Genomic DNA, 13,277 nt, shown 5'->3' with positions numbered 1-13,277 from the left:
CCAGGGTGGGGGAGCGATGGCAGGCGAGGGCGGGGACCGCACCGACGGTGCCTGGCGCCCGCCTGCCTCCCCCGCCCCACCGGGTCCCGAGCCGGAGGAGATCCCCGGCTACGTCGAGCTGACCGAGGTCGGGCGCGGCGGCGACTCCGTCGTCTACCGCGCCCGCCAGGTCAGCCTCGGCCGGCTCGTCGCCATCAAGGTGCTCGGCACCGACGACCCGGCCCGTGTCGCCCGCTTCCGCCGCGAGGTCGACATCACCGTCGACCTCGGTCGGCAGCACCCCAACATCGTCACCCTGCTCGACGTCGGCGAGGCGGCCTCGGGCAGGGCGTTCCTCGTCATGGACTTCGTCGAGGCCGGCACCGTCCACGACCGGCTCGGCGCCCAGGGCCCCCTGCCGCCGCACGAGGTCGTCGAGCTCGGCTACGTGCTCGCCGACGCGCTCGCGTTCGCCCACGCACACGAGGTGCTGCACCGCGACGTGAAGCCGCAGAACGTGCTGGTCCTGCCCACCTCCTGGGTGCTCTCCGACTTCGGCATCGCGCGGCTGGCGGGCTCCGAGCACACGGCCTCGGTGGAGACGTTCACCTACCGCCACGCCGCGCCCCAGGTGCTCGACGGCATGCGGCCCTCGAAGTCCGACGACCTGTGGTCGCTCGGCTCCACGCTCTTCACGCTGCTGGACGGACGCCCGCCCTTCGCCAGCGACGACCCCGAGGACGACTCGGCGCTGTCCTACATCCGCCGCGCGCGGACGGAGGACCACCGTCCGCTCGTGCTCCCGGACGCCGAGCAGCTGGCCGCCGTGATCGGACGCTGCCTGGCCAAGTCGCCCGAGGACCGCTGGCCCGACGCCGCCTCGCTGCGCGACGCCCTGGCGGCGCTGCGCGCGCGGTCGTGGGAGCCCGACGCGACGGGTACGCCCCCCGCTCCCGCCGCAGCAGCGCCCGCCGTCGCGTCCACGCCGGCACCCGGGCCGGCCGCCGAGGTCCCCCCCAGTCCGGCCCCCGCGACCCCGACCGCGCCGCGCGTCGCGGCGCCGGCGACCGCCTCGCAGCCTGCTCCCGCAGCCGAGCCCGAGCCCGTGCCGGACCCCGCGCCGGGATGGGCGCCGGGGGCGGCGGAGCCGGAGCCGCTGGCGCTCTCGGTGCTCTCGCACTCACCGGTCCAGCACGAGCCGGACGCGGCCCCGACCGGTACCGCGCCCCACGGCGCCCGGAAGCCCGGAGCCGTCGCGGCGAGCGAGACGGAGGACGACCGCGCCGCGGGAGCCGACGGCGCCGACGCGTCGCCGCCGACCGGACGGGCTGCGGAGCGTACGCCCGCGGAGCGTCGCCGCCGCAGGCTCCTGATCGGCCTCGGCGTGCTCGCCGCCGTCCTCGGCATCGGGCTGAGCATCGTGGGTGCGGCCCTGCGCGACGGCGGGGACGACGAGCCGGCGGCGGCGCCGAGCGAGGACGTCGGTGGCTCCGAGGCGGGGTTCGAGGTGGGCGAGGAGCCGGGCTCCGACGTCACCACCCCCGACCTGGAGCCGCGTCCCGACCCCGAGCTGGCGGTGCTGTTCCAGGACCTCGACGCCGACGGTCTCGACATCGTGCTCTCGTGGAGCGACCCGAGCGAGGGGGCGGGCGACTTCGTCGTCACCCGCACGTCCGGCCCCGACGGGCAGGGCGTGCAGTCGGTGCGCCAGCTCCCCGCGGGCCAGACCTCGTACCGCATCGAGGGCGCCCTGGTGAACCCGGGCCGGCAGTGCTACCTGATCTCCCTGCACCTGCCGACCGGCGAGTTCGGGACCTCCGAGGTCCGCTGCATCACCGCGCCCGAGTGAGCTCGCGCTCCTGCCGTCGAGCGGCCTGAGGCTCGTCCGCCCGGGGGCGCGGCCGGAGGACCCGCGGGTCGAACGCCCACCACGCGCGGCGCCACAGGGGCACCGAACGCCGCAGGGCACGGCGTACCTCCCGGACGCGACGGCGACGCTCCCGACCCTCGGACCGACCCGCCGAGCCGTCGGCGGCGTCTCCACCCGCGGGGGCGAACGCCGCCGCGTCGGCGTCGCGGGCCAGCGCGACCGCCCCCGGCGCGGAGAACCGCATCGCGAGGTGGTCGCCGAGCTCGGGCGCCGTCTGCGACGCGCGAGCGGGACGCCCCGCCAGGACGAGGCCGTCGAGGACCTCCGCCCACGCGCCCGCGGCGCCACGGGTGCGGTGCAGCGTCGAGCGCACGAGCCGTGCCAGCAGCAGCAGGAGCGGCACGCCCACCACGAGCCCGCCGACGAGGGCGTACCCCGCCCAGCGGTCCCACCAGGTCTGCCCGGCCGTGGCCTCCGGCCCCGGGTCGTCGGTGTCGAGCGCCTCCTGCTCCTCGTCGAACTGGGGCGTCTCGTCCGCGGGCACCGTCTCGGGCGGCGGCGGGGGCGCCTCGGGGCGCTCGCCGAAGAAGTCCTGCTCGGGGGTGGGGTTGAACGGCACCCACCCGAGGCCGGAGAAGTAGACCTCGGGCCACGCGAGGGCGTGCTCGCCCCGCACCACGCGGGTGCCGTCGGGCCGCTCGTCGCCGGGGCGGAACCCGACGACCACGCGGGTCGGCAGGCCGGTGTGCCGGGCGATCACGGCGAACGCGGTCGCGAACTGCTCGGACGTCCCCTCCTGCGCGCCCGCGGTGGTGGCAGGGTCGCCGAGCAGGAAGTCCTCGACCCGCCACAGCGCCGAGCCGGAGATCGCCCGGTCGCTGAGGGCGCGCTCGCCGCGCACGGCCTGCTCGATCGCCAGGGCGCGCTGGTAGGGCGTCACCGTGCCCTCGACGACGGACGCCGCGTACGCGCCGAGCTCGTAGGGCAGCGGTGTGGGCGTCGCGAGGTACTGCTCGACGACGGGCTCGACCTCGGGGTCGACCAGACGGGCGTCCGGCAGGGTCGCGGGGTCGGCGGCGTCGACGACGCCGGTGATCTCGTACTCCGCCCCGCCGGCGCCGCCGGGGGCCAGGACGGTGCCGGTACGCGGGTCCACCAGCGTCTCGGTGCCCGTGGCGCCCGTCGGGTCGCCGGGGGAGGGCAGCCAGCTGCCGCCGAGCTCCGCGACCCGCACCGCCACGGTGAAGCGGGCCCGGTCCGCGCCGGCCGGCAGGGTCTCCTCGGCCTCGATGCCGAGCGGCCCGTAGCGGGTCGCCGCGCGCCACTGGGCGCCGTCGTAGTCGTCGAGGACCACCAGGCGCATCGGAGCGGAGTCGCCGGAGGTCGTGAACAGCTCGACGTCGGGGTTCGCGGTCCACGCGGCGAGCTGGGGCAGCGGGCTGGCGACCTCGGTCTGGAACACCGGCGGCTCGACCACCGCGCGCGGGTCGAACGGCCTCTCGGTCGGGACCAGGGCCGAGGACGCGACGAACCCGACGCCCACCACCAGGAGCGGGCCGACCACGAGCGTGCGCCGGGAGCGGGGCTCGCCGGTCTCGTCGAGGAGCACCCAGCCCAGCACGGTCAGCAGCAGCACGAGCACCGCGACCAGGCCGATCCGGTCCCCGCGGCCGCCGGTCAGCAGGGCACCGCCGGCGTACAGCACCGCGGCACCGACGACGGGCGCGACCCGGGCCGGCCGGGCGCTGCGCAGGGCGACGAGCAGGCCGACGAGGCCGCAGGCGAGGACGGGCACGACGAGCAGGTCGGCGCGGAACGCGAGCGGCTGCGGCTCGGTCAGCAGTCGCGGCACGGCGTCGCGGACCGTGCCCGACAGGGTGCCGCCCGAGTCGACGGCGAGGACGTAGCAGACCAGCACGAGCAGGGCGACGAGCACGGTCGTGCCCAGCCAGCGGGGCACGCCGGCCCGCAGCACCGCGAGGAGCAGCACGAACGGCAGCACGACCGCGCCGATCACCACCAGCGGCATGCGCCACCCGCCCCACGCGGTCGCGACCGAGAGCGCGCCCGCGGCGGGCAGGCTGGCGCTCCAGACGAGGGTGGCGACCCCCGCCACGCGCGAGGGCGGCGTCAGCTGCGTCGGCGCGCGGGTGCCGGTCTCCGTCGCGCGCACGGTCGGCCGCGGCGGCGCCGCGCCGGCAGCGGCGGGGCTCACGTGCCCACCGCCAGGTCCCACTGCTCGGCGAGCCCGAAGGAGCCACCGCCGCGCAGGACCAGCACGTCGCCGGACTGGCCGGACGCGACGAACGGACGCGGGTCGAGCAGCAGCAGCACGCGCCGGTGCCCCGCCCCGAGCAGGAGGGCGACCTCGCGCTCACCGGCGCCCGCGCCGCTGACCGCGACGGCGACGTCGGCGTCGCGGATGCCGGCGACGTCCTGCGGCGCTGCGCGGCCGGTCACGGTGCCGACCTCGGCCAGCAGCAGGGCGATCTCGTCGCCGCCCGGGTGGGGCACGCCGGTGGTCGAGGCGGGCACGTCGACCGCGTACCGGCCGCTGGTGACCCGGAAGCGCAGCGGCTGCCCGGCCGCGACCGTCACGCGGCACAGCGCGGCGGCGAGCTCGACGGCGTCCTCGAAGGGCTCGCTGCCCGGCTCGTCGTCGTAGGCCTCCGCCCGGTCGTCGAGCAGCACGCACACGTGCGGCTCGGCGGGGTCGGCGTCCTCGCGCACCATGAGCGTGCCGGTGCGGGCGCTGGTGGCCCAGTGCAGTCGGCGCAGGTCGTCGCCGGCGGAGTACTCGTGCAGGCCGACCAGGTCGGTGCCGCCCACGTCGATGCTGTCGGTGGTGCCGACGGCCGCGCGGCGGATCCCGGCGGCGCTGCGGTGCAGGGGCACGCGGCGGGGGAGCACGCGGATCGAGGCCTTCTCGCCCGCGTCGACGGCGTGCGTGGCCAGCCCGAGCAGACCGTGGCGCCGCAGCACGAGCGGCCCGACGTCGATGAGGCCCCGCCGCGGTGTGGGGATCTCGTAGCGCACCTCGACCTCCTCCGCCTGCGCCGTGTCGGGCAGGCGCACCGGGTGCAGCCGGCCGTCCACCAGGTCGGCGGCCTCGAGCCGGGCGAGGCCGCGACGGCGGTGACCCGCGAAGCGCAGCACGCTGACGCTGCCCTCGTGGCGCACCACCACCGGCGGGTCGATGCTGCGGTGCAGGGCGACGGTGGGCGAGCGCAGGACCGAGACGAGCTCGAGCACGACGAGCGCGGCCAGGCACAGGCCCAGACCGACCACGACGGGGTAGCGGGCCAGGCCGCCGCCGACGAGCAGCGCGAGCGCCGTGGCGGCGACCACCCGGCCACGCGGTGTCGCGGCGTGCCAGACGCGGCCCATCGCGCCCGACCTCACGACTGGTCGGGCTGGGGCGGGTGGATGCTGTCGACGATCTCGTGCACGACGTCGGTGGGGCGGTGCCCGGCCAGCATCGCGTCGCGGGTCAGCACGGTGCGGTGGGCCAGCACCGGCTCGGCGAGCCGCTGCACGTCGTGCGGCACGACGTAGTGGCGGCCCTGGGACGCCGCGTACACCTGCAGGGTCCGCACGAGCGCCTTGAGGCCGCGGGTGGAGGCGCCGAGGCGTACGCGCGGGTCGTTGCGCACCGCGACCCCGATCTCGCGGACGTAGCGCAGCAGCGGGTCGGCGACGTGCAGCCGCGTCAGCCGGTTGCCGGCCGCCGCCAGGACGGCGGGGTTGGTCGCGGCCTCGACGTCGTCGACGCGACCGGCCGTGCTGCCCGGGCGGAGCACGTCCAGCTCGTGCTCGGCGTCGGGGTAGCCCAGCGAGGTGCGCAGCAGGAAGCGGTCGAGCTGCGCCTCCGGCAGCCGGTAGGTGCCGTCGAGGTCGACCGGGTTCTGCGTCGCGATGACCAGGAACGGGTCGGGCACGGCGCGCGTCGTGCCGTCGACGGTGACCGTGCGCTCCTCCATCACCTCGAGCAGCGCCGACTGGGTCTTGGCCGCGGCGCGGTTGATCTCGTCGGCCAGCACGACGTGGGAGAACACCGGGCCGGGGCGGAAGCGGACCTCGCCGCTGCGCGGGTCGAAGACCGTGGTGCCGGTGACGTCGCCGGGCAGCAGGTCGGGGGTGAACTGCACGCGGCGCATCTCGCCGCCCAGCGCCTTGGCGACCGCGCGCGCCAGGGTCGTCTTGCCGGTGCCGGGCACGTCCTCGAGCAGCACGTGCCCGCCCGCGACGGCGGCCACGAGCACGAGGTCGACCACGGCGCGCTTGCCGTGCACGGCCCGCTCGACCGCGTCGCCGAGGCGCAGGTGGAGGCGGCGGAACTCCGCGACCTCCGGCTCCGTCACGGGGCCGGTGGCGTGGGTGCTCTCGGCGGTCGCGGTCACGCGGGGTTCCTGTCTCTCGGGTGGTGCGGGGGATCGGGACGCGGGCCGGGGCACGCCGTCGGGGTCAGGGGATCGCCTGGCCCTCGCAGAGCCCGGGGTGGGTGACGGTCCACGAGTACGCCTGGCTCTGCACCGTGGCGCGCCCGTTGTCGGCAGTGAAGACGATGGTCTCGGTGAACGTCCGCTGCCGGTTGCCGCCGCTCGGACGGTCGCAGGGGACCCAGTGGTAGCCCTCGTTGTACTGGAACGACAGGCTGGTCTGGTCGCACGCCATCGCCTGCGCCGCTCCTCCGTTGAGGGTGTAGGAGCACGAGCCGGGGAACGTCGCCCAGTCGCGGGGCACCAGCGAGAGCGTGACGTCGCCGAACCCCTCGATCGTCAGCGCCCCGCCCGTGTGGCCCGAGACGTGCTGGTTGCCCGCCGAGGGCAGCCGCGGCGCGCTGCTCTGGCTCTCGCCGATGGTCACCTCGGCCGGCAGGCCCTCGCCCTGGTCGTTGACGGCCGTGACCCGCGCGGTGGTCGTGCCCGCGTCGCACTGCTCGTTGCCGATGTCGGCGCACGCGACCTGGGCGGTGAAGGTGCGCGGCTGGCCCGCCGGGACCGCCGCGGTGAAGGTCTGGCGCGGGCTGCCGCCGGTGATCTCGACCCGGTACTCCCGGATGGGCGACCCGGTGGTGGCGGCCTCCTCCCAGGTCACCGTGGCCGCGACGGTGCCGGCGGTGTGCGCGCCGGTCGCGACCGACCCCGTGACGCCGGTCGGGGCGGCGGGGCGTCCGTTGGAGGTGACCGGGGCCGACGGTGCCGACGTCGCCCGGTGCCCGTCGTCGCCGACCGCGGTCACGACGAACTGCAGGGCCTGGCCGAGCGGGACGGCGAAGCTCTTGCTGCGCTCGTCGGGCCCGGCCGTCGCGCCGACGCTGTCGCTGCCGACCATGGCCACGTCGAAGCCGGAGGCCGGCAGACCGCCGTGCGCCCACGTCACCTCCACGATGCCCTCGCTGACCACGGTGGCGACGACGGAGGTCGGGGCCTGCACCTGCTCGGCCGCGACGGGGGGCGTGGTCGGCGTGGTGGGTGTCGTGGGCGGGGTGCTCGGCGGCGGCTCGTCCGTGCCACCACCGTCGGGGTCCGAGCCGCCGGGTCCACCGCCCCCGGGCGGGTTGGTGCCGCCCGGTCCGCCCGGGGGCGTCCCGCCGGGCGTGCCGTTCGGGGGCGTGCCCGGGTTGGGCGGACCGACGGGCAGCTGGGGGTCCACGGGGCCCGACGCGGGCGGCCGGGTGGTCGCCGTGCCGGTCGGGGTGGTCGTGCCGCTCTGCGGGGTCTCGTCGTCCTGCTGGTCCCGGCCGTCGTCGCCCTGGTCGCCCTGGCCACCCTGGTCGGCGGGCGGGACGACCGGGGGCCGGTCGCGGTCGATCGCGGACTGCACGTCGCGCACCGGCCGGGTGGTGGCGAGCTGGGTCGGGGCGACCCGGTCGTCGTAGCGGGTCAGGTCGTCGACGCTGCCGTCGGGTCGCACGATCAGCCCGGCCTGCGCCCCGGGGACGTTGACGATGAGGTTGCCGTCGTCGACCACGAGCTCGGCGTCGCGGTCGCCGGGCACGGTGATGTCGTTCGCGGCCCGGCGACCGTCCTGGCCGAGCACGACGATGCGGCCCTCGCTGTCGCACGGCACGTAGACGAGGCCGCGGTGGACCTCCGGACGCCCCGGCTTCGGGCAGCCGATCGTGCGCACGGAGACCTCGCGGAACTCGCCGTCGCCCACGATGAGGACCGTGCCGGTCTCGGGGGCCGCGACGGGCACCAGGTCGGAGGGCGAGGAGGCGGGGGCGGCGAGGCGCCCGGCCAGCGCCGGGGCGTCGCCCACGACGTCCTTGCCGGTGCCGACCTGCACGACGATGCCGGCGTCGGGGCCGAACACGGTCACGCCCTCGTCGTGGCCGACCAGCACCGAGCTGTCGCCCGAGTAGTCGACGTCGTGGTCGCTCTCGGTGATGAAGCGGCGCTCGGTGTCCGACCAGCGCAGCTCGACGAGGTGCCCCACCTTGTCGATCGCCCAGACCCGGCCCTCGCCGTCGATCGCGGCGTCGGCGAGGCCCTCCGTGGCCACCCACCGCTCGCCCACGGCGTCGGTGGTGGAGACGTCGATGCGGGAGACGGTGCTGTTCGAGCGGTCGACGAGGTAGGCCGCGCCGTCGTGCAGGAGCAGGTCGGTCGCGCCGCCCGCGGCGACGCGCCGCTGTCCGGAGACGAGGACGGAGGCGAGGTCGACCGAGAAGATCTCGCCGGTGGTGCGGTTCGTGACGAAGAGGCGGCCGTCGGACTGGGAGACCTGCAGGTCGTTGCCCGGCTCGCCGACGGAGAGGCGGCGCTCCGGGCGCCCGGTCGCGGGGTTGACCTGGATGACCTCGCCGCTGGGGTCGTCGGAGAGCCACGTGAGGCCGTCGGTAATGTCGACGACCGTGCGCGAGAGGCCCTCGCCGAACGCGAGGCCGGCGACGAGGGAGGCCGCGACGACCACGACGGAGAGCTCGGCGCTGCCGCGCGAGCCGCGCTTGCGACGGCGCTCCCGGCTGCCTCCGGGCACGCGGTCGCGCACCCGCCGCCAGATCGCGCCCGGGCCCCGAGCGGCCTCTTCGCTCATGCTCGTCCTCGTCCCTCGTGCGCCGCCGTGACCAGCTGCGCGACGGTGGCGCCTCCTGCCTCGCACCACAGTCCGCGGCCCGGTCCGGTCAGCGGTTCCAGCGTCTTGGTCGGCACCGAGACCCCCAAGACCTCCCCCTCGTTCCACTCCGGCGCGAGCAGGAAACCTCGACGGCGCTGCTTGAGCGCGGTCACGAGCCCCGGTTGCAGGGCGGGCTTGCGCGCCTCGGCGACGTCCACCGAGACGACCATCGCGACCCTGCTCGCCGGCCCCTGCGCCATCAGGTCGAGGAGCCGCGCGCGGGCGTCGCGGTGCGCGTCGTCGGTGCAGGCAGTGTCCCACCGCTGGACCTCGTCGGCCACGAGCAGCACCCAGGAACCTTCCTCCCCGACGGCCCGCGACAGCGCCTGCTGCCGGGCCGCCTCGACGGCGTCCGCCGTGGCGACGAGGTCGTCGCCCCGGACCACGAGCGGGGGTGCGTCGGAGCGCTCGGCCAGCTCGACGATGCCGTCGAGCGCGCTCGTCCGCCCGGTGCCGGCCCGGCCGGCGACGAGGACGGGACCGGCCAGCAGGTCGGTGCTGAGCACCGCCACGGCGTCGGCGTCCACGGCGACCGCGACGTGCGCGCCGGTCGGGGCGGGCAGGGCGTCCGAGGGCAGGCGGCCGGGCATGGGCGGCACCGCCGCCGTGCCGCGACCGGCCGTGCGCGGGCCGAGGAGCTCGGCCACCGCGCGTACCCGCTCGGCCTGCTGCGGCGTCCCGGCGCCGCCCGTCGTGGCGACCTGCAGCATCTGCTTGCCCAGCAGGCCGGTGCCGGGAGTGGTCTCGGCGTCGAGCACGTTGCCGGGCGCGCCGAGCATCAGGTAGTCGTCGGAGGTGGTCATCCGCAGGATCAGGCGGCGCCCGAAGCTGGCGGCCAGCGAGGTGGGTACGCCCGTGCGCCCCGGCGCGGTCGCGATCACGTGCACGCCGACGCGGCGGCCGTTCTGCAGCACGTTCTGCAGGTGCTCGACGTGGTCGCGCGCGACGCCGCCCGCCTTGTCGAAGCTCTCGAGCAGCGACGGCAGGTTGTCGATCAGCAGGTAGACGCGGGGCAGCACGTGCCCGGCGCGCGCGAGGTCCTCCAGGTCCGCGCAGCCGTTGGCGGCCAGCGCGGACGAGCGGTCGGCGACGGTGCGTCGCAGGAGGCGCACCAGCCGCAGCACCCGTCCCATCTGCGTCTCTCCGACGACGGCCTCGACCGTCGGCAGCGGCTCGATCGCCTGCAGGCCGCCGCCGGCGTAGTCGATGGCGTACACGTAGGGCGCGACGCCGTGGCCGCTGAACGCGTCGCCGACCGAGGCGCTGATCGCCGCGGTGCGCAGCAGCTCGGTCTTGCCCGAGCCCGAGGCGCCGTGCACCAGCACGTGGCCGACGCTGGTCAGGTCCATCTCGAGGCGCGGCTGGCGCTGCTGCGCGGGGTCGTCGATCCCGCCCAGGTAGAGGTGGCCCGAGGGGAAGCGGCCGGCCTCGCGGGCCAGCTCGTCGGCGTCGAGGAGCAGCTCGGCGGGCAGCGGCGGCAGCCACGGCTTCGGGGGCGCCGGCACGCCCGAGCGGCGGAACGCGGTCACGATCGTCGAGACGCAGCGCTCGAGGTCGGTGCGCGGGTCGAGCCGCGCCTGCCCGTCGCCGCCGGCGCGCGGCGCGTGGGCCGCGCTGAAGGCGCTGACCGTGACCGCGGCGCCGGTGCCGTCGATCGGCTGGCGCGCTCCGGTCCAGGCGCTCTGCACGAGCTCGGCGGTGCCGTGGCCGGTGCGGCGCAGCCACGCCCGGCCCGGGGTGCGACGGCTGATCCGGGCGGCCTCGGGGGTGTCGATCACGTCGCGGGAGTCGTCGGCGGCCGAGACCCGCAGCGCGATGCGCAGGTCGGTGTTGGCGCGGATGTTGCCGGTCACGACGCCGGCGGGGCGCTGCGTGGCGAGCAGCACGTGCATGCCCAGCGAGCGGCCCCGCTGGGCGATGTTGACCATGCCGTCGACGAACTCGGGCACCTCGGAGGTGAGCGCGGCGAACTCGTCGACGCAGATCAGCAGGCTCGGCGGCGCCGCCTCGGGGTGCTCGCGCTCGAGCTGGGTGAGGTCCTTGACGCCGTACTGCCCGAGCAGGTGCTCGCGGGCGGTGATCTCGGCGCCCAGCGAGGTCAGCGCCCGCTGCACGAGCGCGGGGGTGAGGTCGGTGATGTAGCCGACCGTGTGCGGCAGGTCCGCGCACTCGCGGAACGCCGCGCCGCCCTTGTAGTCGACGAGCAGGAAGCTGATCCGGTTCGTCGGGTTGTTGAGCGCCAGCGAGCAGATGAGGGTCTGCAGCAGCTCCGACTTGCCCGAGCCGGTCGTGCCCGCGACGAGGCCGTGCGGGCCGTCGTCGCGCAGGTCGATCGTCACGGTGCCGTCGATGCCGGAGCCGATCTGGGCGCGCAGGCCGCGCGAGGCGCCCCAGCGCCGCAGCACCGCGGCGGAGTCGTCGAGGTCCTCCAGGTCGCCGCTGATCTCCGGGAGCCGCACGACGCCGGGGATCGCGGTGGAGGCGGGCAGCACGGCCGCCTCGTCGACGTACGCCGTCATGGTGCGCGCGCTGCGCCACGCGTGCGCCAGCGACACGTCGTCGGCCCGGTCGACCCGGTCGACGCCGCCGCGGTCGCCGATGTTGACCGAGCCGTCCGCCAGGTCGACGAGCAGGCTCGTCGCCGCGGGCACCTCGGCGCGCGAGCTGCCCAGCCACAGCAGGTGCAGCCCGCGCTGGGCGGCGATCTGGGCGACGGCCTCGACGGTGCGTCGGGGGATGCCGGCGCCCTCGTCGACGACGCACAGCGTGTGCCCGCGCCCGCCGTCCTCGCTCGAGAGGTGGTCCAGCAGCGCGGTCGCGGCGCCGGGGCCGACGGCGACCGGCGGCTCGCCACCGACCCGGGCGACGGCGTGCGGCAGCCAGCGCAGCCAGGCCTCGTGGTGCGCACGCTCGCGCCCCAGGCAGGCGGCGACGGTGAGGTCGGCCGGCGAGTGGTCGAACGCCAGGCGCAGCGTCATCGCCCGCAGCAGCCCGTCGACCTCCTCGGCCGGGCCGGTCAGCGCGACCAGGGGGTGCGCGGTGAGGTCGACGACGACCGGGAGGTCCGGCAGCGTGTCGCGCGCCGCGAGGTCGGCGGCCGCCTCGCGGCGCAGGGGCCGGTCGCCGCCGTCCTTGATGTCGCCGCGCAGCAGGGCACGCACGGTGCCGCGTCCGATCCGGGTCTGCAGGAACGCCGAACGGGTCTCGCTGCGGGCCCACAGGTACGGGTCACGGCGAGCGGCACGCGTACGCAGCGTCTCGGCGTCCGGGTAGTCGTCCTCGAGCTGCTCGCGCTGGCGCCGGGCCTGGTCGTCGATGAGGGCGAGCATCCCGTCGACGTCGGTGCGCCACTCGGCGGCCTCCTCCTCGAACTGCTTCTGCGCCGCGCGACGCTGCTGGCGCCAGCCGAGGTAGCCCATCATCGGCCAGGCGAGCATGTAGACGAGGGCGTACGGCGTCTGGGAGCGCGCGAAGATCGCCAGGCCCATGATCATCGGCAGCGCGAGCATCGCCCACGGCAGCGGCGAGGGCCGGTTCTTCGTCGGCGGCGAGGGCACGTCGAGCACCTCGTCGAGCAGCGGCTCGCCGAAGCGGGGAGGGCGGTAGACCGCCACCGCGGTGTCGTCGACGGGCACCTCGCCCGGGTCGACCACCACCGTCGTGCCGCCGAGCCGGATCGGGGTGCCCCAGTCGACCTCGCGCCCCGTGGTGACCTGCTCGCCCGCCACCGAGGTGCCGTTGGCGGAGCCGGCGTCGTAGACGGTCGGGCGGGTGCCGAGCACGACGCGGACGTGCTGGGTGGAGACGAGGGGGTCGGACAGGCGCATGGTGCAGGTCGGTCCGCGCCCGACGGTGAGCGCGTTCGAGCGCACGTGCAGGCGCTGGCCGGAGTCGGGGCCGTCGACCACGCGCAGCACGGCGCGGGGACGGGCGGTGCTGCTGCTGCGCCGCAGCCACGAGGGCGGGGCGCTGACGACGTCGAGGAGGTCGCCGGTGCGCAGGCCGCAGTCGGCGACGGCCCGGTCGGCGGGCCAGGGGTGGCCGCCGTCCACGGGCACGAGCATGAGGCCCGCCTGGTGGGGAGCGAGGTGCTGGCCGAAGGAGCGCGCGAGGTCGGCCACGGTCGCGTCGGGCTTGGCGTGCACGACGACGTCGACCGAGGGCAGGCCGGACTCCGGCGGGGTGCTCAACGAGAGCGTCCACTGCTGCACGAGGTGCTCCTTGCTCCGGAGGGGCGGGGGTCAAACCCCCGTCGGACGCCGCGGGGGCCGCCGGCCAGTGGCCGACGACCCCCGCGGGACGAGGT

Annotated in this window: 6 protein-coding genes; 1 reads left to right on the top strand and 5 read right to left on the bottom strand. The window is 76.5% G+C overall.

The window, feature by feature from the left end:
* The first annotated feature begins 16 nt into the window (after nt 1-16).
* On the top strand, nt 17-1,828 hold the full coding sequence (locus tag RDV89_RS02300) for a serine/threonine-protein kinase (RefSeq protein ID WP_315730948.1): 1,812 nt from the start codon (nt 17-19) through the stop codon (nt 1,826-1,828).
* Here the strand turns inward: RDV89_RS02300 and RDV89_RS02295 are convergent.
* The 5 genes from RDV89_RS02295 to RDV89_RS02275 form a co-directional block, all read right to left on the bottom strand.
* A complete protein-coding gene (locus tag RDV89_RS02295) occupies nt 1,812-4,064 on the bottom strand; it encodes a transglutaminaseTgpA domain-containing protein (RefSeq protein ID WP_315730947.1) in 2,253 nt (750 codons plus the stop codon). The two genes, RDV89_RS02300 and RDV89_RS02295, sit on opposite strands and share 17 nt — an antisense overlap.
* Complete coding sequence (locus RDV89_RS02290; RefSeq protein ID WP_315730945.1) at nt 4,061-5,236, bottom strand: DUF58 domain-containing protein; 1,176 nt, start codon at nt 5,234-5,236, stop codon at nt 4,061-4,063. Before RDV89_RS02290 ends, RDV89_RS02295 begins: the two co-directional genes overlap by 4 nt.
* Nucleotides 5,237-5,247: 11 nt before the next feature.
* Nucleotides 5,248-6,249 carry an AAA family ATPase gene (locus tag RDV89_RS02285; protein WP_315730943.1) on the bottom strand — a complete coding sequence of 334 codons (1,002 nt, stop codon included), beginning with the start codon at nt 6,247-6,249 and terminating at the stop codon, nt 5,248-5,250.
* A gap of 64 nt (nt 6,250-6,313) precedes the next feature.
* A complete protein-coding gene (locus RDV89_RS02280) occupies nt 6,314-8,890 on the bottom strand; it encodes a fibronectin type III domain-containing protein (RefSeq protein WP_315730941.1) in 2,577 nt (858 codons plus the stop codon).
* Nucleotides 8,887-13,182 carry a type VII secretion EssC family protein gene (locus tag RDV89_RS02275; protein ID WP_315730940.1) on the bottom strand — a complete coding sequence of 1,432 codons (4,296 nt, stop codon included), beginning with the start codon at nt 13,180-13,182 and terminating at the stop codon, nt 8,887-8,889. The genes RDV89_RS02280 and RDV89_RS02275 overlap by 4 nt, the downstream gene beginning before the upstream one ends.
* Nucleotides 13,183-13,277 lie beyond the last annotated feature (95 nt).

Source organism: Nocardioides imazamoxiresistens, assembly GCF_032378595.1.
In the GTDB taxonomy this organism is placed as follows: Bacteria; Actinomycetota; Actinomycetes; order Propionibacteriales; family Nocardioidaceae; genus Nocardioides; species Nocardioides imazamoxiresistens.
Note: the sequence above shows the minus strand (reverse complement) of the source record. Positions and strands in the feature narration are given on the sequence as shown.

Excerpts from the sequence above, each read along its gene's own strand:
- RDV89_RS02300 (WP_315730948.1), top strand. The coding sequence starts at position 17 with ATGGCAGGCGAGGGCGGGGACCGCACCGACGGTGCCTGGCGCCCGCCT.
- RDV89_RS02290 (WP_315730945.1), bottom strand. The coding sequence starts at position 5,236 with ATGGGCCGCGTCTGGCACGCCGCGACACCGCGTGGCCGGGTGGTCGCC.
- RDV89_RS02280 (WP_315730941.1), bottom strand. The coding sequence starts at position 8,890 with ATGAGCGAAGAGGCCGCTCGGGGCCCGGGCGCGATCTGGCGGCGGGTG.